Annotated in this window: 25 protein-coding genes; 9 read left to right on the forward strand and 16 right to left on the reverse strand. The window is 60.5% G+C overall.

From position 1 onward, the window contains the following. Positions 1 to 55 precede the first annotated feature (55 nt). The 6 genes from J4E63_RS14590 to J4E63_RS14615 all read right to left on the reverse strand — a co-directional run bounded on the left by J4E63_RS14590 (position 56) and on the right by J4E63_RS14615 (position 4,322). Positions 56 to 1,396, reverse strand: coding sequence for a HAMP domain-containing sensor histidine kinase (locus J4E63_RS14590; RefSeq protein ID WP_060740965.1), 1,341 nt, complete (start codon positions 1,394 to 1,396; stop codon positions 56 to 58). Between the two features lie 67 nt (positions 1,397 to 1,463). Further along, positions 1,464 to 1,901 (reverse strand): Spy/CpxP family protein refolding chaperone, encoded by a 438-nt coding sequence (locus J4E63_RS14595; protein ID WP_207282514.1) that lies wholly within the window; start codon positions 1,899 to 1,901, stop codon positions 1,464 to 1,466. 322 nt (positions 1,902 to 2,223) lie between these two features. After that, positions 2,224 to 2,901 (reverse strand): response regulator transcription factor, encoded by a 678-nt coding sequence (locus J4E63_RS14600; protein WP_003178772.1) that lies wholly within the window; start codon positions 2,899 to 2,901, stop codon positions 2,224 to 2,226. A gap of 7 nt (positions 2,902 to 2,908) precedes the next feature. Next, positions 2,909 to 3,319, reverse strand: coding sequence for a hypothetical protein (locus J4E63_RS14605; protein ID WP_060740967.1), 411 nt, complete (start codon positions 3,317 to 3,319; stop codon positions 2,909 to 2,911). Positions 3,320 to 3,424: 105 nt separating this feature from the next. After that, positions 3,425 to 3,724, reverse strand: a complete 300-nt coding sequence (locus tag J4E63_RS14610; protein WP_060740968.1) for a YciI family protein — start codon at positions 3,722 to 3,724, stop codon at positions 3,425 to 3,427. A gap of 1 nt (position 3,725) precedes the next feature. Then, positions 3,726 to 4,322 (reverse strand): septation protein A, encoded by a 597-nt coding sequence (locus tag J4E63_RS14615; protein WP_207282515.1) that lies wholly within the window; start codon positions 4,320 to 4,322, stop codon positions 3,726 to 3,728. Positions 4,323 to 4,409: 87 nt separating this feature from the next. On the opposite strand from J4E63_RS14615, the gene J4E63_RS14620 reads away from it, so the two are divergent. From J4E63_RS14620 to rluB, 5 genes are all read left to right on the forward strand, one after another. After that, complete coding sequence (locus J4E63_RS14620; protein ID WP_207282516.1) at positions 4,410 to 5,273, forward strand: PHP domain-containing protein; 864 nt, start codon at positions 4,410 to 4,412, stop codon at positions 5,271 to 5,273. 13 nt (positions 5,274 to 5,286) lie between these two features. Further along, complete coding sequence (locus J4E63_RS14625) at positions 5,287 to 5,916, forward strand: L-threonylcarbamoyladenylate synthase (RefSeq protein ID WP_053124883.1); 630 nt, start codon at positions 5,287 to 5,289, stop codon at positions 5,914 to 5,916. Positions 5,917 to 6,048: 132 nt separating this feature from the next. After that, a complete protein-coding gene (locus J4E63_RS14630) occupies positions 6,049 to 6,747 on the forward strand; it encodes a ScpA family protein (RefSeq protein ID WP_165826070.1) in 699 nt (232 codons plus the stop codon). Between the two features lie 11 nt (positions 6,748 to 6,758). Beyond that, entirely contained in the window at positions 6,759 to 7,712 is a 954-nt protein-coding gene (gene scpB / locus J4E63_RS14635) for an SMC-Scp complex subunit ScpB (protein ID WP_207282517.1), read from the forward strand. Between the two features lie 345 nt (positions 7,713 to 8,057). After that, on the forward strand, positions 8,058 to 9,293 hold the full coding sequence (gene rluB / locus J4E63_RS14640) for a 23S rRNA pseudouridine(2605) synthase RluB (protein WP_192261191.1): 1,236 nt from the start codon (positions 8,058 to 8,060) through the stop codon (positions 9,291 to 9,293). A gap of 205 nt (positions 9,294 to 9,498) precedes the next feature. On the opposite strand, the gene J4E63_RS14645 is transcribed toward rluB, so the two are convergent. After that, on the reverse strand, positions 9,499 to 10,464 hold the full coding sequence (locus tag J4E63_RS14645) for a leucyl aminopeptidase (RefSeq protein ID WP_207282518.1): 966 nt from the start codon (positions 10,462 to 10,464) through the stop codon (positions 9,499 to 9,501). A 93-nt stretch (positions 10,465 to 10,557) separates the two neighbouring features. Beyond that, positions 10,558 to 10,695: a hypothetical protein gene (locus J4E63_RS14650; protein WP_003178782.1), complete on the reverse strand. Its 138-nt coding sequence runs from the start codon at positions 10,693 to 10,695 to the stop codon at positions 10,558 to 10,560. 937 nt (positions 10,696 to 11,632) lie between these two features. Between J4E63_RS14650 and J4E63_RS14655 the strand changes: the two genes are divergently transcribed. Both J4E63_RS14655 and arfB read left to right on the forward strand, forming a co-directional pair. Next, the gene (locus tag J4E63_RS14655) at positions 11,633 to 13,048 is read left to right on the forward strand and encodes an amino acid permease (RefSeq protein WP_207282519.1); all 1,416 of its coding nucleotides are present in this window, start codon (positions 11,633 to 11,635) and stop codon (positions 13,046 to 13,048) included. A 164-nt stretch (positions 13,049 to 13,212) separates the two neighbouring features. Further along, positions 13,213 to 13,626, forward strand: coding sequence for an alternative ribosome rescue aminoacyl-tRNA hydrolase ArfB (arfB, locus tag J4E63_RS14660; RefSeq protein ID WP_060740976.1), 414 nt, complete (start codon positions 13,213 to 13,215; stop codon positions 13,624 to 13,626). Here the strand turns inward: arfB and J4E63_RS14665 are convergent. From J4E63_RS14665 to J4E63_RS14690, 6 genes are all read right to left on the reverse strand, one after another. Further along, positions 13,623 to 14,822, reverse strand: a complete 1,200-nt coding sequence (locus J4E63_RS14665) for an MFS transporter (protein ID WP_060740977.1) — start codon at positions 14,820 to 14,822, stop codon at positions 13,623 to 13,625. The two genes, arfB and J4E63_RS14665, sit on opposite strands and share 4 nt — an antisense overlap. Before the next feature lie 102 nt (positions 14,823 to 14,924). Further along, complete coding sequence (locus J4E63_RS14670) at positions 14,925 to 15,155, reverse strand: hypothetical protein (protein ID WP_081015379.1); 231 nt, start codon at positions 15,153 to 15,155, stop codon at positions 14,925 to 14,927. Between the two features lie 37 nt (positions 15,156 to 15,192). Continuing rightward, a complete protein-coding gene (locus J4E63_RS14675) occupies positions 15,193 to 15,336 on the reverse strand; it encodes a hypothetical protein (RefSeq protein ID WP_162893862.1) in 144 nt (47 codons plus the stop codon). A gap of 142 nt (positions 15,337 to 15,478) precedes the next feature. Then, on the reverse strand, positions 15,479 to 16,501 hold the full coding sequence (locus J4E63_RS14680; protein WP_207282520.1) for a transporter: 1,023 nt from the start codon (positions 16,499 to 16,501) through the stop codon (positions 15,479 to 15,481). Between the two features lie 194 nt (positions 16,502 to 16,695). Continuing rightward, on the reverse strand, positions 16,696 to 17,001 hold the full coding sequence (locus tag J4E63_RS14685) for a PepSY domain-containing protein (RefSeq protein ID WP_060740979.1): 306 nt from the start codon (positions 16,999 to 17,001) through the stop codon (positions 16,696 to 16,698). A 122-nt stretch (positions 17,002 to 17,123) separates the two neighbouring features. Continuing rightward, entirely contained in the window at positions 17,124 to 18,251 is a 1,128-nt protein-coding gene (locus J4E63_RS14690; RefSeq protein ID WP_207282521.1) for a glycerophosphodiester phosphodiesterase, read from the reverse strand. Positions 18,252 to 18,640: 389 nt separating this feature from the next. Between J4E63_RS14690 and J4E63_RS14695 the strand changes: the two genes are divergently transcribed. Together J4E63_RS14695 and J4E63_RS14700 are read left to right on the forward strand one after the other, a co-directional pair. Continuing rightward, on the forward strand, positions 18,641 to 20,230 hold the full coding sequence (locus J4E63_RS14695) for an amidase family protein (protein WP_207282522.1): 1,590 nt from the start codon (positions 18,641 to 18,643) through the stop codon (positions 20,228 to 20,230). 221 nt (positions 20,231 to 20,451) lie between these two features. Further along, positions 20,452 to 20,778: a DUF2025 family protein gene (locus J4E63_RS14700; protein ID WP_060740982.1), complete on the forward strand. Its 327-nt coding sequence runs from the start codon at positions 20,452 to 20,454 to the stop codon at positions 20,776 to 20,778. A gap of 198 nt (positions 20,779 to 20,976) precedes the next feature. Here the strand turns inward: J4E63_RS14700 and J4E63_RS14705 are convergent, their stop codons facing one another. After that, positions 20,977 to 21,291: an antibiotic biosynthesis monooxygenase gene (locus J4E63_RS14705; protein WP_207282523.1), complete on the reverse strand. Its 315-nt coding sequence runs from the start codon at positions 21,289 to 21,291 to the stop codon at positions 20,977 to 20,979. Next, positions 21,288 to 21,998 carry a CTP synthase gene (locus J4E63_RS14710; protein WP_207282524.1) on the reverse strand — a complete coding sequence of 237 codons (711 nt, stop codon included), beginning with the start codon at positions 21,996 to 21,998 and terminating at the stop codon, positions 21,288 to 21,290. The genes J4E63_RS14705 and J4E63_RS14710 overlap by 4 nt, the downstream gene beginning before the upstream one ends. Positions 21,999 to 22,006 lie beyond the last annotated feature (8 nt).

Consider the following 22,006-nt stretch of genomic DNA (forward strand, 5'->3'; position numbering starts at 1 on the left):
CGCCACAAGGGCCAGCATTGCCATGGAGTCAACAGATCCACTGTTCATTTGCAGGTTATGGCTGGACAACCGCCCCCGGCACCAACGGCAGTTCCAGTGTTGCAATGAAACCGCCTTCGGGATGATTGCCCAGCACCAACGCACCGCCATGGCGCTCGGCGGCACGACGCGCAATCGCCAGGCCCAGGCCATGGCCGGCGGCAGTCTGGCCGGGGGCGCGGTAGAACGGTTCGCCCAATTGACCCAGGTGTTCGGCCTCCACGCCAGGCCCGTGGTCGCGCACGCTGATCAGGATCCGTTCGCCCTGGCGCGCCGCGCGCATTTCGATGGGTTGCCCGGTCGGATTGAAGCGCTGGGCGTTACGCAGCAGGTTGTCCACCGCTCGCTCGATCATGGTCGGCCAGCCCTTGAGGGTCAGGTCTGCCTCGGTTTCAAGCTGCACGGTTTGCTCCGGTGACGCCAGTTGTGCATCTTTTTGCAGGGTGAACAGCAAACCGTTGAGGTCCACCTCTTCGGCGCTGGCGTTGTCGGCGTCGACCCGGGCCAGGACCAGGATTTCGCTGATCAACGCTTCCAGGCGATCGCATTCGCGGGTCAGGCGCGGCCAGAGTTTTTCACGTTCCTCGGGGCTGGCCCGTTCAGCCAATGCCAAGGCAATGCGCAGCCGGGCGAGGGGCGAGCGCAGTTCGTGGGACACGTCGCGCAATAGCTGCCGTTGGCTCCCGATCAAGCTTTGCAGGCGCGCGCCCATGCGGTTGAAGTCGGTGGCCAGCACGCCGAACTCGTCTCGCCGGTTGGCCAGCTTGGCGAGGCTGTTCTGCTGGTAGGCGGCCTGGCCCAGGTCATGCACCGCGCCGCGCAGGCGACTCAGTGGGCGGGTGATGGAAAGCGTCACCAACAGGCTGAACAAGGTCAGCACCACCAGCGCGATGCCCAGTGCACTGAGGGGCCAGAGCAGGCTGCCGCGGTGCCAGGCGTCCAGTTCGGGATGGGGAATGCGGTAGATGAACAGGTACGTGTCGCCACTTTTGGCGCTGGTGAACTCGTCGGTCAGCCGCCGCCAGGGCAGGCGTCGGTCGTCGTTGTTCTGCCGAGCCTCGAAGGCCGCGGCACGATGGGGAAAGGTGCCGCGTACCACCGGGTCGCCGCTTTCGTTGAACACCTGGACGTCGATGTGATACTGGCGCTTGCGCTGTTGCAGGATGTCCTGGGCGGCATCCTCGCCCTGGCTTTCGTAGGTTTGCGTCCACTCTTCGGGCAGGGTATTGAGGCCAGGGTGACGGCTGAGGATCCAGGCGTCCTGGTTCAGCATATGGCCCATCAGGATCGAAAGCCCTGCAACCAGGGCGATGGCCAGCCAGAAACTGGCCAGGATGCGCCAGAACAATGAACGCACGATAAATCCTCGAAAACAAAGAAAGCCCAACGGCGATTGGCCGTTGGGCTGGGCAAGCTTCAGCGCATTATTGCGCTTTTTGCGGTTGTTGCGCTTTCCAGGCTTTGAACTCAGCCCACTCGGCGCGACGTTCGGCCTGTTTCTTCTGGATCGCGTCGAATTCCTTCTGCTGCTCAGGCTTCAACAAGCCACGGATCTGGGCATCGACTTTCTCATGTCGGGCCTGCATTTCGTCCTGCATGGCTTTCTGGTCGGCTGGCGACAGCTTGGCCAGGTACTTGTCGACCAGTTCCCGTTGTTCGTGGTGCTGTTCGCTCATGATCCGGCGAATCTGCTGGCGTTGTTCGCGGCTCAGGTCCAGTTGGCTGTAGGGGCCTTTGTCGTGCATCTGGCCGCCGTGACGCGGGCCGTCCATCGGACCCATCGGGCCGGGGCCTTCGGGCATGGCCATGGCGACAGTCGGCAGGGCGGCAGCGAACATCAGAGCGATAAGAGTCTTGCGCATGGTGTGTCTCCTTGTCTCATTCCCGGTCAGTTCCGGATGTGTGCAGATTACGGAGATCAAGGTCAGCGGCGGTCAGGGGGGCGTAAAGCTTGGGTAAAGACGGTTTGGTTCGATGCTGACAAACAGCCTGCACAAAACCCCGTGGGGCATGCAATGGGAAGGAGACCCTTGGTTCATTGTGGCGAGGGAGCTTGCTCCCGCTCGGTTGCGCAGCGACCGCAAAATCTTGGGGCCGCTTCGCAGGCCCAGCGGGAGCAAGCTCCCTCGCCACAAAAGCCTCCAGGGGCTGTAGCAGCACTCACAGTCTCTAGAGCCGTAACCTCTAGAGGCTGTAGTAATAACCCCGGCTACGCAGGGCCACGATGCGCGGGCGACCGTCGGGGTGGGGGCCGATTTTCTTGCGCAGGTTGCTTACGTGCATGTCGAGGCTGCGGTCGTACAGGGTCAGCTTGCGGCCCAGGGCGATCTGCGCCAGTTCCTGCTTGTCCAGCGGCTCGCCCGGTTGCTTGAGCAGTGCTTCGAGCAGGCGACTTTCGGAAACGGTGAGGGTCTGTTCCTGTTCGTCGATGCTGACGACGCCACGCACCGGACTGAAGGTCAGGTCACCCAGTTCGATCTGGCTGGACACGGCCGCCGGATGGCTGCGACGCAGCACGGCGCGCAGGCGGGCGGTCAATTCCCGTGGGTCGCAGGGCTTGGCCAGGTAGTCATCGGCGCCCAGTTCCAGGCCAAGGATACGGTCCAGCGGCTCACCCCGGGCCGACAGCATCAGCACCGGCAGCTCCGGGTGATCGTTGCGCAGTTGCTTGAGCAGTTCCAGGCCGCTGCCGTCGGGCAGCATCACGTCCAGGACCACGGCAGCCGGGGCGGTTTCGGCCAAGGCCTTGCGGGCACTCTGGCCATCGTGACAGGCGCGGACCTGAAACCCTTCCTGGCTCAGCCAACTCACGAGGAGCTCACACAGCTCCTGGTCATCATCTATCAGTAACAGCTCGCTCATGACTCACTCAATTTAGCCATTGCCGACGTTGTCTACGTCCACCGCTGGCAAAGATACCGCAGAGCAAGGCCAATAGCGCTACCCCGGCACCAATGACGAACCATTGCTGTTGATCGGTCAACAGCCGTGGCAGCGGGCTGGCCTGGGCTTCCTTGAGTTGCAGCTTCAGGCGCTGGTTTTCCTGGCGCAGCCGGGCCAGCACAGCGCTTTCGCGCTCGCTGTCGGCATTTTGCAGTTGTTTGCTCAGCTCTTCACGCTGGCGTTCGCTGTCTTTCAAGCGTTGCTGCAATTCGGCGATCTGGCCGCCGGCGCTCAGGGACAAGGGTGCCGAATGACTGCCCTCGGTGCTTTCCTCGCCATGGGCGGGCGCTCCGATCGCCAACGAGACCAACAACAGGCACAACGGACCTTTGCGCATTGCAACTCCTGAATTCCAATCGAGATTAGACAGGTTGTCGGCCGGCGAACGATAAAGATGAGCAACGGCGGCAATGAGCCGTGAAGGCCCATCGCGCCAGGGGGGTTACGGCAGGACTTGCTTGAACGGCTTGACCACGACATTGGCGTAGACGCCGGCCGCCACGAACGGATCGGCCTCGGCCCAGGCCTGGGCGGCGACCAGGGAGTCGAACTCGGCCACGATCAGGCTGCCGCTAAAACCGGCGGCACCCGGGTCATTGCTGTCCACCGCCGGGTGCGGGCCGGCCAGCACGATACGACCTTCGGACTTGAGCTGTTGCAGGCGCTCCAGGTGTGCCGGGCGCACGGCCAGGCGTTTTTCCAGGGAGTCGGCGACGTCGGTGGCAATGATTGCGTAGAGCATGTCAGTCCTCGGTTTTAGGCGTGGTGGGGTCGGCATCGTGCAGGTGACGGGACAGGTAGATGCCCTGGCCAATCAGGAACAGTAGCGTCATGCCCAGGCTGCCGAAGACCTTGAAGTCGACCCAGTACTCCTGGAACGTGAACGCAACGAACAGGTTGGCGGCGCCGCAGAACAGGAAAAACGCGATCCAGGCGATGTTCAACCGGGTCCAGATCAGTTCCGGCAGGTTGATGGCATGGCCCATGATGCGCTTGATCAGCAGTCGGTCGCCGATGAAGTGGCTGCCGATGAACGCGAGGGCAAACAGCCAGTTGACCACCGGGGCCTTCCACTTGAGGAAGGTTTCGCTGTGGAACGCCAGGGTCAGGCTGCCGAATACAAGGCAGGCGATCAGGGTCAGCCACTGGCTCTTCTCCAGCTTGCGCTGGGACACGAACAGCGCGCCGTAGACCAGCAGGGAGCTGATGATCAGCACGGCGGTGGCGCTGTAAATACCGCCTACAGTCAAGGAGTGGCCGGCGAAATCGACGGTCCGGGGATCAAGTTTGTAGACGATGAAAAACAGCAGGAGCGGGATGAAGTCGATGAATTGTTTCACAGTGGCAGCCAGAAGCAGGATGTGGCGGCATAATAACAAACATCCTTGGCCGCGATAGGGCCAGCTGATTTGAGGTAACAAACTCTCGTGAATGTTGATTTGCACTGCCATAGCACGGCCTCCGATGGCGCCCTGGCGCCTGCGGTTCTGGTGGCGCGGGCGTTCGAGCACGGCGTGCGAGTCCTGGCCCTGACCGATCACGACACCCTCGAAGGCCTCGACGAGGCCCGCAGCGCCGCCACGGCGCTGGGCATGCAGCTGGTCAACGGGGTCGAGTTGTCGTGTACCTGGGGCGGGGCGACCATCCATGTGCTGGGCTATGGTTTCGATGTGAATGCGCCGGCGCTGGTCCAGGCTATCGCACGACTGCGCGACGGGCGCTGGCTGCGGTCCGAAGAGATCAGCCGCAAGCTGGCCCTCAAGGGCATGCCCGGTGCGCTGGACGGCGCCCGGCAGATCCAGCAGGAACTGGGCGACAGCGGCAACGCACCGGCCCGGCCACACTTTGCCGACTGGATGGTGCGCGAAGGATTCGTCAAGGATCGCGCCGAAGCGTTCCGCAAATGGTTGGGGGCCGGCAAGCTGGGGGACGTCAAGCAGCACTGGCCGACCCTGGAAGAAACCGTCCAGACCCTGCGGGCCGCTGGCGCCTGGGTCAGCCTGGCTCATCCATGGCACTATGATTTCACCCGCAGCAAGCGCCGCCGCCTGGTCGCCGACTATATTCAAGCGGGGGGCCATGCCATTGAGGTGGTCAACGGCCATCAGCCTGCCGAGCAAGTGGGCAGCTTGGCGATCCTGGCCCGTGAGTTCGGCCTGCTGGTCACCGCCGGCAGTGATTTCCATGGCCCTGGGGGCTGGTCCGAGATCGGCGAGTACCGCCCGTTGCCGGAAGATCTGCCACCACTCTGGTGTAGATTCAAACATGATCCCGTTACCGCCGCCGTCTGAACAGGTAGAACACGTGAGTCAATTTTTCCAGATTCATCCGGAAAACCCGCAAGCGCGCCTGATCAAACAGGCCGTGGAAATCATTCGTGGTGGTGGCGTGGTGGTCTATCCCACCGACTCGTCCTACGCCATCGGTTGCCAGATCGGCGACAAGAATGCCGTGGAGCGCGTCAGACGCCTGCGTCAACTGGACGACAAGCACAATTTCGCGCTCATCTGCAGCGACCTGTCGCAGTTGGGCCTGTTCGCCAAGATCGACACCGGCACCTTCCGTTTGCTCAAGGCGCATTTGCCGGGGCCGTACACGTTCATTCTCAATGCCACCCGGGAAGTCCCGCGGCTGTTGCTGCACCCGAAAAAGCGCACCATCGGCCTGCGGGTGCCGAGCCATCCCATCGCCCTGGCGCTGCTGGCGGAACTGGGTGAGCCGCTGATGAGCGTGACGCTGATCATGCCCGGCGAGACCGAGCCGTTGACCGATCCCTATGAGATGCGCCAGATACTCGAGCATCAGGTGGACCTGATCATCGATGGCGGTTTCGGCGGCATGTCGGCGTCCACGGTGATCAACCTGGCCGATGGCGAGCCCCAGGTGGTGCGCGTCGGGTGCGGCGATCCGACACCGTTCATGGTCGAGGCCTGAATGTCCGCCGTGGAAACCGCCGTGGACAATGCCGACAGCCAGGCCGGCGCGCAGCAGGAGTTGCCGTTCGCCATGGTCTATGGCCAGGCGGTCATGGAAATGCCCCTGGACCTGTACATTCCGCCGGATGCGCTGGAAGTGTTCCTCGAAGCCTTCGAGGGCCCGCTTGACCTGCTGCTGTACCTGATCCGTAAACAGAACATCAATATCCTCGACATCCCCGTGGCGGAAATCACCCGCCAGTACATGGGCTACGTCGAGTTGATGCAGTCGGTACGCCTGGAACTGGCGGCGGAGTACCTGGTGATGGCGGCCATGCTGGCCGAGATCAAGTCGCGGATGCTGCTGCCGCGCTCGGCGGAGGTCGAAGCGGAAGAGGACGACCCGCGGGCGGAGTTGATCCGGCGCTTGCAGGAGTACGAACGCTTCAAGGTCGCCGCCGAAGGCCTCGATGGCTTGAACCGGGTGGGGCGCGATGTGGTGGTGCCCAAGCTCGATGCGCCCGAAGCGCGGGCACGCAAGTTGCTGCCGGATGTAAGCCTGGAAGAGCTGCTGATGTCCATGGCCGAGGTCCTGCGCCGAGGCGATATGTTTGAAAGTCACCAGGTCAGCCGCGAAGCGCTGTCCACCCGCGAGCGCATGAGCGATGTGCTGGAGCGGCTCAAGGGCGGCGGCTTCGTGCCGTTCGTCGAGCTGTTCACCGCCGAGGAAGGGCGGTTGGGGGTGGTGGTGACGTTTATGGCGGTCCTGGAATTGGTCAAGGAATCCTTGGTCGAGCTGGTGCAGAATGAGCCGTTCGCAGCGATCCACGTGCGGGCACGAGCCGAATAACGAGCAAATCAATGAATCTGACTGAACCCCGCGAGCTGGCCCCCTTGCTTGAAGCTTTCCTGTTGGCTTCGGGAAAACCGCAATCGATGGAGCGCCTGTTCGAACTCTTCGAAGAAGGCGAGCGACCCGAGCCGGCCGTGTTCAAGAAAGCCCTGACGCTGTTGGGCAAGTCCTGCGAAGGACGGGCTTTCGAACTCAAGGAAGTGGCGTCCGGTTATCGTCTGCAGATCCGCGAGAAGTTCGCACCCTGGGTCGGACGCCTGTGGGAGGAGCGGCCGCAGCGTTACTCCCGCGCCATGCTCGAAACCATGGCGTTGATCGCCTATCGCCAACCGATCACCCGGGGCGAGATCGAGGATGTACGGGGCGTGGCGGTCAACAGCCATATCGTCAAGACGTTGCTGGAGCGCGAGTGGATCCGCGTCGTCGGCTATCGCGATGTGCCGGGCAAACCCGCGATGTTCGCCACCACCAAGGCCTTTCTCGATCACTTCAACCTGAAGAACCTGGATGACCTGCCGCCCCTGGCCGAACTGCGGGAGCTGGAACCCGAACCGGTACTGGAGTTCGACGACGTGCCGGTGCCCCAGGGCTTGCAGGAACTGGCGGATGCCAGCGCCGAGCCTGAGGAACCGAAGGAAGAGACCAGTTTCCACTCGTTGTTGCTGGAGCTGGACACCATGGAGGAGGGCTTGAAGACTGATTTCGACGACCTGCTGCGTGAGGGGCCTGGTCCTGGAGATGAGTCGGATGAGCCACCCGAGGCCGACCACGAAGTTGAACGTCAGGCCGAGCCTGAATCCGAAGAAGACATCCTCGGCGTTGCCGAAGCCCGGGAAAAACTGCTGGCCGCTGTCGCCGCCCTCGAACCGCGCGAACCCGAGCCTGAATTGAGCGACGAAGAAGCCGAAGCCCGTGCCCTGGCTGAAGCGATCGAAAACGAACGGCGCCAGTTCGACGATTGATCCCGCCTGTTGGAAAAACAATGCTGACACCCCACACCCCTGTGGGAGCGAGCTTGCTCGCGATAGCGGTCTGACAGCCAACATCATCGTTGAAAGTTAAACCTCTATCGCGAGCAAGCTCGCTCCCACAGGGGAACGCGGTGCATCATGAACTCCACCAAGAGCCGCTGCATTGCGCCACCGGTCGGCGGAAAAAGCGCTGAGCGCGGGTTGATCAGCTAGTCTCAGATGCGCAATCGCCTCAACAGGCGTATGATTCGCGACCCTTTGGCGATCCCTTCGTCCAAGACCCGTTTTCAAAGCGTCAGGCCAAGCCTGACCCGACCACACCGGGAGGTGCCCAGAATGAAAGACCAAGACCAGAACGACAGCCAGGAAATCGGCCCAGCAGGCGAGAAGCTGCAAAAAGTCCTCGCCCGTATCGGCGTCGGTTCGCGCCGTGACGTGGAAGCCTGGATCACCCAGGGCCGGATCAAGGTCAATGGCAAAGATGCCACCTTGGGCCTGCGTGTCGACATGCACGACGCCATCACCATCGATGGCAAGGTGATCAAGCGCGAAGAGGCCGCCGAAACGGTGCGCCGCGTGATCATGTACAACAAACCCGACGGCGAGATCTGCACCCGTGACGACCCGGAAGGCCGTCCGACCGTGTTCGACAAGATGCCGCGTCCGAAAGAAGGCCGCTGGATCAACATCGGTCGCCTGGACATCAACACCACCGGTTTGCTGATGTTCACCACCGACGGTGAGCTGGCCAACCGTTTGATGCACCCGTCCTACGAGATGGACCGCGAATACGCCGTGCGTGTGCGTGGCGAAGTCGACGACGAGATGATCGAGCGCCTCAAGGCCGGCGTTGTGCTGGAAGACGGCCCGGCGCGTTTCACCGACATCAAGCAGGCGCCCGGCGGTGAAGGTTTCAACCACTGGTATCACTGCGTGGTGATGGAAGGCCGTAACCGTGAAGTACGGCGTTTGTGGGAATCCCAGGGGCTGGTGGTCAGCCGCCTCAAGCGCGTGCGTTTCGGCCCGGTGTTCCTCAACTCCGACCTGCCGATGGGCCGCTGGCGCGAAATGAGCCAGTACGAAGTCGACATCCTGGCCGCCGAAGTGGGTCTCAAGCCGGTGGCGATGCCGCAGATGACCGCAAAGAGCAAGGACAAGCTGGAGCGGATGCAGCGTAAATCCTCGCGTCCGATGGGCAAGACCGAGCGCGTGCGTACGCTGCGTCCGGCGGCTGAAGGTGTGGCGACCGGTCCGCGTCCTTCCCGCGAGCCGCAGATCGAAGGCGAGCGCCCGGCCCGCAAGCCTGCGCCTCGTCAGGACGGTGAGCGTGGCCCACGTGCGCCGCGTCCGGCCAATGGTCGGACCGAGCGTGGTGAAGGTCGCGGTGCTCCGGCAGGTCGCGGTACGCCAGTCGCCGATCGCCCGGCCGACACCAAGCGTCCGGCCAAGCCGGCGCCGAAAAAGCGCCCGGGTATCGTCCTGGCCGACCGCGACGCGCCATCGGGCAAGCGCCGTGGTGCACCGGCAGGTTCGGGACAGCGTCCGGGGTTCGGGCGTCGTAAGCCGGAGTGATCGGCAGCCGCACATGAAAAAAGCCAACTTTCGAGTTGGCTTTTTTTTGCCTGGCCTTCATTGATGCGATGCCGGTGAGTCCGCTATCGCGAGCAAGCTCGCTCCCACAGGGGTCTTCAGCGAATGGACGATTTACATTCAACGCCGTCCCACTGTGGGAGCGAGCTTGCTCGCGATGGCGGCATCAGCCTTGCAGAAATCCCACCTAAAGCACAAATCGCCCATCGAACATCGGCTCGTTATCCAGCGCCAATACGCCGCTCTCGAAAATCAGATCCAGGTGATGGCTGCCCTTGGCCCCACCGCCGAGCCCCAGGTGCAAGCCGCAGTGGCGCTCCTCGAAACCGGCATTGCGGGCGTACAGGCTCTTGACCCCTTCGTTGGTGCCGATCCCCAATTCCTCGATGCGGCGATTGGACGGGTTGGCGTCCAGGTATTTGTTGAAGTCGTGCTCCAGGCCAGGTACATCGGTGGCAATTTTCTGGATGGTGGAGTCTTCGATCCACAGCTCCAGCGGCGATTGCAACACGCCGTATTTACGTGCGAACGGGATAGTGCTCAGGAACGTGCCGACGAAATTCACCCGGCCATTGATAGTGTCGCTGTGGGTGGCGATTTCGCCGGGGGCCAGGTCGTAGTTGCCGACCCCGTTGATGTCGGTCCATTTCTTCACGCCGCCCAGGGCGGTGTCGAAATATGAACCGTGGTCATCCTGGAAACTCAGGGTCGTCGCCTGGGACATGCGCCGGATCAGGTGACTGTTGAGCCCGGCGATGCGCTGGGGAATCACGCTGAAGGTGTCGTAGAAATAATCGCCATAGTCCTTGAACAGCAGCGATTTCTTCCAGTTGTCGGCCATCACGCCTTGCAGCGCACGGACAAAGTCCGGGCCGTCGGGACGTGGGTTGGGCAGGGTGGAAGAGTCGTAGAAGAAAATATACAGATCGCTGTCGGCAATGGCCTTGGACAGACGCTCCGTGGGCTCGAGGTCCAGGCGCATGGCGCTGAACCGGAAGGGCGAGCCGCTGCCCGCCTGTTCGGCAATGGCGCCGGTCAGCGCTTCGTAGTCAGCGGTATGACCGAGCAACACCTTGGCGGGCTGAATGCCGGCCAGGGCGGGATGGTGTTCGAGATAGTAAAGGAAATGTGAGATGGCTCGTTGTGTGTCCATGCTTATTCTTCCCTGACAAGTACATTTAACTTCCCTGACAACCGGCAAAAAGTGGCGGAGTCGACCGGCCGGATCGCCTCCGCCGGGCGGTGCCTACAGAGGCCACATCGCCGTGCCGAACGGAACCACGGCGTCGGCTTGCATCATTTCAACGGCGGCTTCATGGGTCGGGGCTTCAAACCATTCGTCCAGTTGCAGTTCGGTTTCCAAGTCTTTGTCCAGTGCTTGCATAGTGAATCTCCTAGATGACTTTTACGGAAATCAGCGGACCGATTCGGCGAGTGGAAACAGGCCGGCGATGGCACCGCAGAACTTGTCGGCACGATGCCTTGGCAAGTCGCTGAAAACCTAGTCGAGGGTTTTTTGGATTGCAAAAAAATAATTTATTTTTTTCGTTTGAACTTTTTGTTCCATTTTCAACGACAACATTACTCATTCAAAAACAGCCGCCTGGGTGTTTTTTTAAATAGGTAGCTATCTACCGTCAATTTGCAGTCAGCCTACGGAAATTTCCTACTTGGAAAGTTTGCGTGACGGGTTGTAAAGAAATACTGACGAAAAAGGCCCGTCGGGAAGGCCCGAAACGTCGTTTCCCCGAAGCGTAAGAAAAAACTTCCGCAAGCCCCGCCCTGCAGGGTTTTCCAAGGCTCTGGCCCGCTTGTTTCGAATCGATGGGCAGGGTGAGATGCGCCCCATGCCTGTCGTGCAGGTGAATAACAAGAAGGAGGCGCAATGAACGCCGCAGCTCCAGTGCATTTCTCCCGTCGTGGCGTTTTTAGCGCTACACCCTTCAGGGGCTCGCAAGGGCCTGGACACTTTTTTGCAGCCGCCCGGCATGTTCGAGGCGGACCCATGCAATCCCGGCAAACGACACGCTGATCCGGTGGTGTCTGGCAGCAGGGGGTCAGCGGTGTACAATGCGCCGCGTTTTACTGTGACCCTTCGCGTACCCACGCACTTTCAAGGTTATCCACCTTGTTCACTCCGCCACGCCACAAGCGTGTCGGGTTCGATTTCGTCACAGATAAAAACAAACAGGTGACGCATGACCGTTGTAAAAACGCTGAATTCCTGGTGCCTGCGCTGGGGTTTGATCGGCGCTGCTTGAGATCCGATTCGAGCGGCAACGTCTAACGAACATCATCAAACCTTGCGTGAGACCCTTTTCATGAGTGGACAAAACTCGCATTCGGGCGAGCTGAAACGCGGCCTGAAAAATCGACACATTCAACTGATCGCCCTCGGTGGCGCGATCGGCACCGGCCTGTTCCTCGGCTCGGCGGGGGTGCTGAAATCAGCCGGCCCGTCGATGATCCTCGGCTACGCCATCTGCGGCTTCATCGCCTTCATGATCATGCGCCAGTTGGGCGAAATGATCGTCGAAGAACCCGTCGCCGGGTCCTTCAGCCACTTCGCCCACAAGTACTGGGGCGGTTTCGCCGGGTTCCTGTCGGGTTGGAACTGCTGGATTCTCTACATCCTGGTGGGCATGTCCGAGCTGACCGCGGTCGGCAAGTACATCCATTACTGGGCCCCGGACATCCCGACCTGGGTGTCGGCGGCGGCGTTTTTCATCCTGATCAATGCGATCAACCTGGCCAATGTCAAAGTCTTCGGCGAGGCCGAGTTCTGGTTCGCGATCATCAAGGTCGTGGCGATTGTCGGCATGATTGCCTTGGGCAGCTATTTGCTGGTCAGCGGTCATGGTGGCCCGCAGGCGTCGGTGACCAACCTGTGGTCCCGTGGTGGGTTCTTCCCCAACGGCGTGAGCGGCCTGGTGATGGCCATGGCGATCATCATGTTCTCCTTCGGTGGCCTGGAAATGCTCGGTTTCACCGCCGCTGAGGCCGACAAACCGAAAACCGTGATCCCCAAGGCCATCAACCAGGTGATCTACCGGATTCTGATTTTCTACATCGGCGCGCTCGTGGTGCTGTTGTCCCTGACCCCTTGGGACAGCCTGCTGGCCACCCTTAACGCTTCCGGCGATGCCTACAGCGGCAGCCCGTTCGTGCAGGTGTTCTCGATGCTGGGCAGCAACACCGCTGCGCATATCCTCAACTTCGTGGTGCTGACCGCCGCGCTGTCGGTGTACAACAGCGGCACCTACTGCAACAGCCGCATGTTGCTGGGCATGGCCGAGCAGGGCGATGCGCCCAAGGCCTTGTCCAGGATCGACAAGCGCGGCGTGCCGGTACGTTCGATCCTCGCGTCGGCGGCGGTCACGCTGGTGGCGGTGCTGTTGAACTACCTGGTCCCGCAGCATGCGTTGGAGTTGTTGATGTCGCTGGTGGTCGCGACCCTGGTGATCAACTGGGCGATGATCAGCTACTCGCACTTCAAGTTCCGCCAGCACATGAACCAGACCCAGCAGACGCCACTGTTCAAAGCGCTGTGGTATCCGTACGGCAACTACATCTGCCTGGCGTTCGTGGTGTTCATCCTGGGCGTGATGTTGCTGATTCCCGGCATCCAGATCTCGGTCTACGCGATTCCGGTGTGGGTGGTGTTCATGTGGGTGTGCTACGTGATCAAGAACAAGCGCAGTGCCCGCCAGGAATTGGCTGTGGCGGCTGCCAAGTAAGCACGAAGCCCTGGGGGAGCGAGCTTGCTCGCGATGGCGGTGGGTCAGCAATATCAAGGGTGACTGACACACTGCAATCGCGAGCAAGCTCGCTCCCACAGGAGTTAGGCGTCGCCCTGGGGGATTCGGGGTATTCTGTGGGGCCTGATAGCGGACCCTTTCCCATGCTGGCGATTTCCAACACCGTGCATATCCCGGACGCCGAGATCGAGCTGACGGCCATCCGCGCCCAGGGGGCCGGGGGACAGAACGTCAACAAGGTCTCCAGCGCCGTGCATTTGCGCTTCGACATTCCGGCCTCGTCGCTGCCCGAGTTCTACAAGGAGCGGTTGCTGGCCCTGCGCGACAGTCGCATTACCAGCGACGGTGTGCTGATCATCAAGGCCCAGCAATACCGTACCCAGGAACAGAACCGGGCCGACGCGCTGGAGCGCTTGTCCGAACTGATCCTCAGCGCCACCAAGGTCGAAAAGAAGCGCCGCCCGACCAAGCCGACCCTGGGTTCGAAAAAGCGTCGCCTGGAATCCAAGACCAAGCGCGGCTCGATCAAGGCCGGGCGTGGCAAGGTGGATTTCTAGTCCTTCTCCCGCGCTTCACGGTACCGGGGCGCCTGCCGGTACAGGTAGACACTCAGTGCCAACCCACCCAGGGCCGCCAGGGCGGCGAACAGAAAGATCGAGGCAAAGCCGAAGCCCGCGGCAATCGCACCGGCCAGTGGCCCGGTGATCCCCAACGACAAATCAATGAACAGCGAATAGGCGCCCACCGCCGCCCCACGACTGGAGGCCGGCACCAAGTTGACCGCTTCCACGCCCAGCGCCGGAAACACCAGGGAAAAGCCGAAACCGCTCAACGCCGCGCCCGCCAGGGCCCAGTGGGCATCCGGTGCGAGCCACAACAGCAACAGGCCGAGGGTTTCCACCGACAGGCAGGCAATCGCTACACGAAAGCCGCCCAGACGGTTGATCAGGTTGCCGAACAACAGGCGCGCGCCGATGAAGCTGGCGCCGAACAGGCTCAGGCACAGCACGGCGTTATCCCAGTGCTGCGTGGCGTAGTACAGGGTGATGAAGGTCGCGATCGTGCCAAACCCGATGGAGCCCAGGGCCAGGCCGCAGCCATGTGGCAGCACACGTCCCAACACATGCATGAACGGCAGGCGTTCGCCAGCGACGATGGGCGCCGCGGTTTTGCGCCAGGCCAATGCCAGCCCCAGCAAACCCAGCAAGATGATGCTGACGCCCATGCTCCACAGCCCCAACGCATTGACCAGCCATACCCCCAACGGCGCACCGATCGCCAGCGCGCCGTAACTGGCGATGCCGTTCCAGGAAATCACCTTGGCGGTATTCGCTGCACCGACCCGGCCAATGCCCCAGCCAATCGAACCCGAACCCACCAGGCTTTCGGCACTGCCCAGCACCAGGCGACCGATCAACAGGCTGATCAGGCTGAGTGTCGGCAGGTGGGGCGTCCAGGCCGACACGAGCATGAACACACCGCTCAGCCCACAGCCGGCGAGGCCGAACATCACCGCGCGCTTGCTCCCCAGGTTGTCGATGATTCGCCCTGCGTAAGGGCGACTGAGCAGGGTGGCCAGGTACTGCACGCTGATCACCAGCCCGGCGATCACCGCGCCGAAACCCAGTTCGCCATGGACGAAACCGGGCAGCACGGCCAGGGGAATGCCGATATTCAGGTAGCCGATGAAGGTGAACAGGACGATGGAAACGACTTGCAGCGTGACCGCCAGGGGGCGCTGGGAATCTGACATGGGAAAGAGGTCCACGGAGCAGCGGGATAGATAGGCTGCTTATGATAACGGCGAGCGCGGCGTCCGGGCGTGGAAAAGTAAAACTATTTGCCCAGTGGTGGTTCAGCTGTCGTGCTGTCCACTGACCAGGCGCGTGGTGACCAGCGCGGCGATGGCGTTTTCTTCGCTGCCGAAACGGGCCAGCAGGGCCGCTTGTTTCTCGGCGGGAAGGCGGGTCCAGATCTCGACCATTTTCTCGGCGGTGCCGATCAGGACGCTGGCCTGGCTTTCGCTGAAGGGAGGGGTGTCATCGGTCATGGGGGCACTCGGGTTCAGGCAGTGTGGAAAGCGCATCTTAGCGCTTTCCACACGGTCTGGTGGTGCGGGTCAATCAGTCTTCGCTGTCGGCCTGGCGGCGTTCAGTGGCTTCCTTGGGCTCGGGTTGCTGGGCATCAGGTTGCCCCCCGGCTTGTAGCGTGGTCGTCTGCTCAGTGTCGTGCAGGCTTGGGAAGGGGAGATTAGGGATCTCGTGCATATCGCGCTCCTCGCAAAGTCTGTGGATAGATCTGGTAGATCCGCGCTTTTACAAAGCGTGGGCAGGATACCCCAGGAGAAATGACAAAAAGACTTTTAAATCCAGGCGTGCCGACAAAAGGAGTTGTCTGGACAGGTCATGCTCAATAGTCGCGTCGCTTGCGAAACGCCCATCGGCCTGCAATCACGGTAAAGGTTGCCACCAGCGCCACCAGGATCCAGAAGCCCTCGGGATCACCGGCCAGCGGTACGCCGCCGACGTTCATGCCGAAGAAACCGGCAATGATGTTGATGGGCAGCGCCAGGACCGTGACCACTGTCAGGGTGAACAGCGTACGGTTGCTTTGTTCGTTGAGGTTGGCAGCGATCTCTTCCTGCAGCAGCTTGATCCGCTCGCCCAGGGCGGTGAGGTCGTTGATGATCAGGGCAAACTCCTCGGTGGACTTGCGCAGCTCCTTGACGTCTTCCTTCTGCAACCATTGCGGTGGGCGGTTGAGCAAGCGCAGCAACGAGCCTGGCTCCAGGGCCAGCAGGCGTTGCAGACGCACCAGCACGCGACGCTGGGCGCCCAACTCGGAGCGGTTGGTGGACAGTCGCGAAGAGAGCAATTGGTCTTCGATCTGGTCGACGCTGAGGCTGGTCTTGCGCACGATCTGAGTCAGCACTTCGCCTTGGTCGCGCAGCAGATGCACGAGCAGTTCCAGCGGTGAGCGAAAGCTCTCGCCGGCCTTGACCGATGAGCGCAGCTTGTCGACCGAATGCAAAGGTTGCAGGCGCGCGCTGATGATCAACCGACTGTGCACGCAAACCCACAACGTGGAGACATCCGAGGACACCAGGTTGCTGAGGTTGAACACCACGTCGTTGACCACGGCCAGCAATGCCGAGTCGACATGTTCGATCCGGGTCGAGCGTGAGCCTTCGTGCAGGGCTTCGAAAAACTCCTCGGGCAGGGCCAGGTGGCTTTTCATCCAGCGTTCGCACGCTGCGTGAGCCAGGTTCAGGTGCAGCCAGAGAAACTCATCCGGGTCTTGCGGTTGTTGCAGGCTTTGCAGGGCCTGGGCCGAATCGATCTCCCTGCCACGCTCGCCGGGGCGGAAACGAAAGCCGTAGAGCAGGCCGAACAGGTCAGGATCGCGATGGCTTTGGTCGATGCTGTGGTTCATGAGGGCTCGCTGGCGGGGAGTGCCTGTCGCGGCGACAACAGGTTCACTTGAGCGGCATCATTGCAAGCTTTCTTGAAGGTTTTGTGACAGGTGTGTCGCGGTGCTGGACCTGTGGAGTTGATAGCGGATTTTCACATACGCCAAACAAAAAGCCGCGCAACTCGAAAGTTGCGCGGCTCTTTTTTGTCGATGGATCAAGTGTCTTGCTTGTTGCTCAGGACTTTGCCGGTTGTAGCGTCGAAGTCAACGTCAAACTCTTTGCCATCGGCGGTTTTCAGTTCCACTTCATACTCATAACCGTTGAAGTGGTTATCCAGGTCGGTGTCGGTGATGGTGGCACCTGGGTGCAACTTCAGGGCTTCTGCGTTCATCGATTCCAGGGATTTGATCTTGCCTTCCTTGACCAGTTGCGGAACCTGGTCGATTCGAACGTCAGCCTGGGCCAGGCCAGCGGTGAGGGTCAGGGCGGCAGCGGTGAACAGGGCAGTCAAAGTTTTCATATGTCTTTCCTTGGTGTCATTAAGGGGTGAGTCGTTTAAGTGGGTTCAGATTATCTCTGGCAACTTAATTCACCCTTAATTCGAAAAAACTTGAAGCACGTTTCCTGGAAACGTCTTTCGACTCAGTAGCCGTTCTTCTCCAACAGTTGCGTCACACTGCCTGTTTCGGGACGCTTGAAGTACTTGAGCAACTCACTGGCACGGTTGGTGAAAATGCCATCGACGCCAGCGTCCATCACTTTCTTGAAGTCCACCGGCTCATCCACGGTGTAGACATGCACCAGCAAACCCTGGGCATGGGTGTACTGGTTCATCCACGGCTGCACCAGATCCGAGTAACTCTGGCTGCCGCCATGGGTCAAGGCAGCGGACGGACCGGTGCCCACTGCACCCTGGGCCTTGGCGTACTGGACCCATTTCTCGAATTCCGCCCTGTCCTTGGGTTCCTGCTTGGCATAGTAGACCGCCTTGTCCGTTTCACCGGATTCGGCAAACGGCACCTTGGACTTGGGTTCGATGTTGCCCTCGCCGACCCACAGCAAGAGGATCTTCGGCACCTTCGGCATCTCTTTGTGCAACAGTTCCAGGCTGCTCTTCTCGAAGGTCTGCAAGACCACCTTGCCCTTGCCTTGGCCGACGCCGGTGGCGCTTTTTGCGAGCTTGGAGCCGGAGGGGCTCAACCAGCCACGGTCCTGCAATTTGTCCTTGAGGTCACGTTCGATACCGGGAAACAACTTCGGCTCCTTGGTTTCGATATACAGCCCCGGTTTGCGCTGTGGGTTGCCCTGGGCAATGTCGATCACTTCATCGAGGGTGAGGATCTTCAGGCCGGCGAACGAAGGGCGGGCGCGGTCCGGGTAGGCGGTGTTGAACCAGCTGCCGGCATCGAGGGTTTTGAGTTCCGCCATGGTGAACTCGTTGGCGGTGCTGTCCTTGCGTTCGGGAAACTTGGTGGCGACATCCGTGGTGCGCAGCAGACTGTCGTCATGCAGGACGAACAACACTCCGTCCTTGCTGCGTTGCAGGTCCAGTTCCAGATAGTCGGCGCCCAGGTCGCGAGCCAGCTTGTAGGCAGCGGCGGTGGATTCCGGCGCGTCGAACGAGGCACCGCGGTGGGCGATGACCGCCGGATGCGGAATGCCTTGAAGGGTTGCCAAGGCCTTGGGGCTCGGGGCTTCTGAGGCTTGTGTCTGACCAAAGCCGAGCAACAGGCTCAGCACCAAGGCGCTGCGGGTGAAGGTGACAGGCATGCTCGAGATCCTTTCGTGATTTTCAAAGGCTTCTCTTTTAACAATTGAACGCGTTCGGCGCTATCGCCAAACCGACCTAAACCTGCGCAAAGCAATTTTTTCCTCGCCAGGGGTGCTATGCAGATCATTTGGCTCAGCGGTTTTCGGGCATTGAAAGGGGGGAGTCCGGCGTCGATCATTCTGAATATTTACAAGAAAATTCTTCTCCCCCCCATCGATTCGCTCGCTGAAACAGTGTGTACGGCGTAGTTCCCTGTGTTGTCTGGCTTGGCTAAAAAAATCGAGCAATATCGTCTAACGGTTCTGGCAGTGCTTCTGTTTTTTTCGACTCTTACTATGCGCGGCAGAGCGAAACAGTTCGCTTGTATTCTCCATGCCAAAGGATCGACATGAGTAATAAAAGAACGTTGTGGATAGCTAAGCTCGGGTTTTTATCTTGCCTTGCAATCACTGTCCAAGCCCAGGCAAAAACAACTGAAGATGCCACGCAGGCCTACGAGTATTTGAGTGTCACGGAACTCAATCAGAGATTGACTGCCAACCAGCTGACTTCGGTGGAGCTGGTGAACTATTTGAATAACCGGATCCAGACGCTGGATAAGGAAGGTCCTCACCTCAAGGCTGTTCTCGAACTGAATCCTCAGGCCCTGGCAGATGCAGCGTTACGCGACAGTGAGCGTGCAAGCGGTAACGTTCGAGGTCCGCTGCACGGTATACCGGTATTGATCAAGGACAATATCGACACTGCGGACCAGATGCAGACTTCTGCCGGCTCACTGGCGATGGTAGGGATGCCGGCCGCGCAGGACGCCTTCGTCATCCAGCGGCTACGCGACGCTGGCGCCATTATCCTGGGCAAAGCCAACATGAGCGAATGGGCTGGAATGAGGGACCTGAGGGTGCCACAAGGGTGGAGCGGCCGAGGTGGGCAAGGGCTCAACCCTCATGTTTTAAGCGCAGGTACCTGTGGCTCCAGCTCCGGCTCGGCGGCTAGTGTGGCTGTGGGTTTTGCGCCTATTTCGGTGGGCACCGAGACCAATGGCTCGATCATCTGCCCATCCGCCGTCAATGGGGTCGTAGGCTTCAAACCCAGCCTTGGATTGCTGAGTCGCTCGGGTGTCGTTCCAATCACCCGGCGGCAGGACACCCCCGGGCCAATAGCGCGCAACGTCTATGATGTCGCTTTGCTGCTGTACCAGTTGGCAGGCTCCGATCCAGCCGACCCTCTGACCGGCAATGCACCGCAAGGCTCCGATTACACCAGCGCTTTATCCACCGAGGCGTTGCAAGGCAAACGCATTGGGGTGGTCCTGGATGAAGGCGAGAAACATCTCGGCGCGTTTCCGCTGTTTCCCGTCGTGAAGAGCGTGAAGCGGTCGCAATGTGATTTGGGTAACGGGATGGTGCACGACCTCAGCCCTCAATATTGCGCGGCGGTAAAAACCCTCAGGGATAATGGCGCTACCCTCGTTCCGGTGACGCTGAGCCTTCCAGACATGAGCAACTACGTTCAAGTATTGGCAGCGGCGATGAAGCTCGAACTGCAGACTTACTTGAGTACTCGTAGCGGGTTGCCAATTACGTCTATTGAAACGTTGATAGATTTCAACGAGCAAAATCCGGTGGAAGGGAACCATGGCCAGCGGATGCTTGAGCAAATCAACGCGCAAACGTTAAGTGAAGAACAAGTAGATGCTCTATGGTTGCCGATACGGGCAAGTTTCAAAAGCCTCATCGACACTCAATTCCAGAATCACACGCTGGATGTCATGGTGGCCGATTATGACTATATCTCCCAGCCGAGCGCTGCCATCGCAGGCTACCCGATCATCACCGTACCGTCCGGTGTAGAGCCGGAGGGTGAGCCAACTTCCATATCGTTTATCGGGTCCATGTGGCAAGACGCCGGGGTATTGGGATTTGCCTATGCCTATGAGCAAGCTTCCTTGAAACTGGTTCATCCAACATTCAGACCGTGACGAGGTACTGATCCGATGAGCCGGGAACTGCCCGGCTCATCGAGCTGATTTAATCCAGGTCGCGACGAATACCTCTGTGGCGGTGCTTTTTCAGGCCGGTCTACGGTAATCTTGGCCGCACCAGTTTCCCCGGCAGAGGGAAACCTTAACTCCAGCATCCGCTTGCCCTGCGTGTAAACCATCGATCAGACGTCCCGAGGGACGCATCCATGAGGTTTACCATGCGCACCACTTCGACATTCATCTGCCAGGCCGCCGACCAGCTCAAGGGTTTTGTCGGCCTGAACCGCAAGACCGGCCAGTACATCGTACGGTTCAGCGAAGACGCCTTCGGCATGGACGTGGCCGACGACGGCATCATTCCCACCAGCGAATTTGTCTGGGCCCCCGCAGCAGACGGCGCCATGGCCCTCAAGCGCGAGCGGATCCAACTGCTGCTGGACCAGAACATCGACGACCGCATCAACCTCACCGAACCTTTGCGGGTGTACATGGCCCGCAGCGATCTGCCGGAAATCGTGGCGGTGCGGCAGTTGGTGGAAGGCTGAGCTTGATCTTGAGTTGAACAGAAAGCCTGTGGGAGCCTGCTCTCACAGAGATGTGCGCTGAACAATGAATAGGAAAATACCCGGAAAAAAATGTGGGAGCGAGCTTGCTCGCGATAGCGATGGATCAGCCAACATCACCGTGACTGACATACCGCCATCGCGAGCAAGCTCGCTCCCACAAGGATTTGTGTCCTGGCATTAGATTGAGCGTTGGAAGGCATAGTCCCGTTCGACCTTGCACACTCTCGTATGGCAATGGGTATACCAGGTAGAGCGGCCTCGCTCACGGATCGCGCGGTGTTCGGGATGCTGCTTCCAGGCCAGGATCGCGGCTTCATCGCTCCAATACGACACAGTAATCCCCAGGCCATCGTCGCCACGGGCCGATTCGACACCTAAAAATCCGCGCTGCTCCCGGGCCAGGGCCAGCATGCGCTCGGCGGCTTCGGCGTAGCCTTGGTCCCCCTCGGTACGCAGGGAGGTGAAAATCACGGCGTAACAGTGGGCGCTCATGGCATTTTCCTCGCGCAGGCTTCGACAAACGCGCGGACCAGCGGCGGCACCCGGCCTTCCAGCGCAGCTCGTTCAGGCTGGAACAGCGTGGCGACAAAGAACGGATGGTCCTGCAGCTCCACCGCTCGCAGGTCGCCGGCCGAATCCCGGGCGACGGCGTGCAGGTGCTGGCTCAGCAAGTCTTTTTCAAAATCCGGATTGACCCCGAAGCGGCAATGGTAGCCCTCGAGCGCGGTCTGTCGGCCATAGGCCTTGGCGATCAACGAGCCCGCCTCGAGTTGAAGGCTGTCGATGGTTTCCACCAAGGCGCAGCTCAGCGGCGTCAACAGCGCCCGTTCAGCCTCGGGAGAGGTTTCACCATGGACGGCGTCGACCCAGCCCATCACGTCACGGGCATATTCCAGCACGGCATGCTGAAAACCACCGCAGGTGCCCAGGAAAGGGCGATGTTGTTCGCGGGCAAAACGAATGGCTTGCAAGGCGCCGGCTTCGTTTTGGTAGGGGCTGCCGGGCACGCACCAGACGCCGTCGAAATCCTCCAGCACAGCATTGTCGGTAATGAGCGGCGTTGCCAGCCATTGCAGGCGAAGGGCATGGCCGGTTTGTGTGCCTGCCAACTCAAGTGCGCGGGGGATCGCCCGGTGAGCGGTGATGTGTGGATCGTGGTCGCCGACCAGGGCGATGTTTAACGCATGCTGTTTTTCCATGGGAGGCT

The sequence above is a fragment of the Pseudomonas sp. FW300-N2F2 genome, assembly GCF_017351655.1.
Taxonomy (GTDB): Bacteria; Pseudomonadota; Gammaproteobacteria; order Pseudomonadales; family Pseudomonadaceae; genus Aquipseudomonas; species Aquipseudomonas fluorescens_AA.

Excerpts from the sequence above, each read along its gene's own strand:
- J4E63_RS14645 (WP_207282518.1), bottom strand. The coding sequence starts at position 10,464 with ATGGACACACAACGAGCCATCTCACATTTCCTTTACTATCTCGAACAC.
- arfB (WP_060740976.1), top strand. The coding sequence starts at position 13,213 with ATGCTGGCGATTTCCAACACCGTGCATATCCCGGACGCCGAGATCGAG.
- J4E63_RS14695 (WP_207282522.1), top strand. The coding sequence starts at position 18,641 with ATGAGTAATAAAAGAACGTTGTGGATAGCTAAGCTCGGGTTTTTATCT.
- J4E63_RS14700 (WP_060740982.1), top strand. The coding sequence starts at position 20,452 with ATGCGCACCACTTCGACATTCATCTGCCAGGCCGCCGACCAGCTCAAG.
- J4E63_RS14670 (WP_081015379.1), bottom strand. The coding sequence starts at position 15,155 with ATGCGCTTTCCACACTGCCTGAACCCGAGTGCCCCCATGACCGATGAC.
- J4E63_RS14675 (WP_162893862.1), bottom strand. The coding sequence starts at position 15,336 with ATGCACGAGATCCCTAATCTCCCCTTCCCAAGCCTGCACGACACTGAG.
- rluB (WP_192261191.1), top strand. The coding sequence starts at position 8,058 with ATGAAAGACCAAGACCAGAACGACAGCCAGGAAATCGGCCCAGCAGGC.
- J4E63_RS14610 (WP_060740968.1), bottom strand. The coding sequence starts at position 3,724 with ATGCTCTACGCAATCATTGCCACCGACGTCGCCGACTCCCTGGAAAAA.
- J4E63_RS14595 (WP_207282514.1), bottom strand. The coding sequence starts at position 1,901 with ATGCGCAAGACTCTTATCGCTCTGATGTTCGCTGCCGCCCTGCCGACT.
- scpB (WP_207282517.1), top strand. The coding sequence starts at position 6,759 with ATGAATCTGACTGAACCCCGCGAGCTGGCCCCCTTGCTTGAAGCTTTC.
- J4E63_RS14665 (WP_060740977.1), bottom strand. The coding sequence starts at position 14,822 with ATGTCAGATTCCCAGCGCCCCCTGGCGGTCACGCTGCAAGTCGTTTCC.
- J4E63_RS14655 (WP_207282519.1), top strand. The coding sequence starts at position 11,633 with ATGAGTGGACAAAACTCGCATTCGGGCGAGCTGAAACGCGGCCTGAAA.
- J4E63_RS14685 (WP_060740979.1), bottom strand. The coding sequence starts at position 17,001 with ATGAAAACTTTGACTGCCCTGTTCACCGCTGCCGCCCTGACCCTCACC.
- J4E63_RS14600 (WP_003178772.1), bottom strand. The coding sequence starts at position 2,901 with ATGAGCGAGCTGTTACTGATAGATGATGACCAGGAGCTGTGTGAGCTC.
- J4E63_RS14605 (WP_060740967.1), bottom strand. The coding sequence starts at position 3,319 with ATGCGCAAAGGTCCGTTGTGCCTGTTGTTGGTCTCGTTGGCGATCGGA.
- J4E63_RS14690 (WP_207282521.1), bottom strand. The coding sequence starts at position 18,251 with ATGCCTGTCACCTTCACCCGCAGCGCCTTGGTGCTGAGCCTGTTGCTC.
- J4E63_RS14705 (WP_207282523.1), bottom strand. The coding sequence starts at position 21,291 with ATGAGCGCCCACTGTTACGCCGTGATTTTCACCTCCCTGCGTACCGAG.
- J4E63_RS14680 (WP_207282520.1), bottom strand. The coding sequence starts at position 16,501 with ATGAACCACAGCATCGACCAAAGCCATCGCGATCCTGACCTGTTCGGC.
- J4E63_RS14650 (WP_003178782.1), bottom strand. The coding sequence starts at position 10,695 with ATGCAAGCACTGGACAAAGACTTGGAAACCGAACTGCAACTGGACGAA.
- J4E63_RS14710 (WP_207282524.1), bottom strand. The coding sequence starts at position 21,998 with ATGGAAAAACAGCATGCGTTAAACATCGCCCTGGTCGGCGACCACGAT.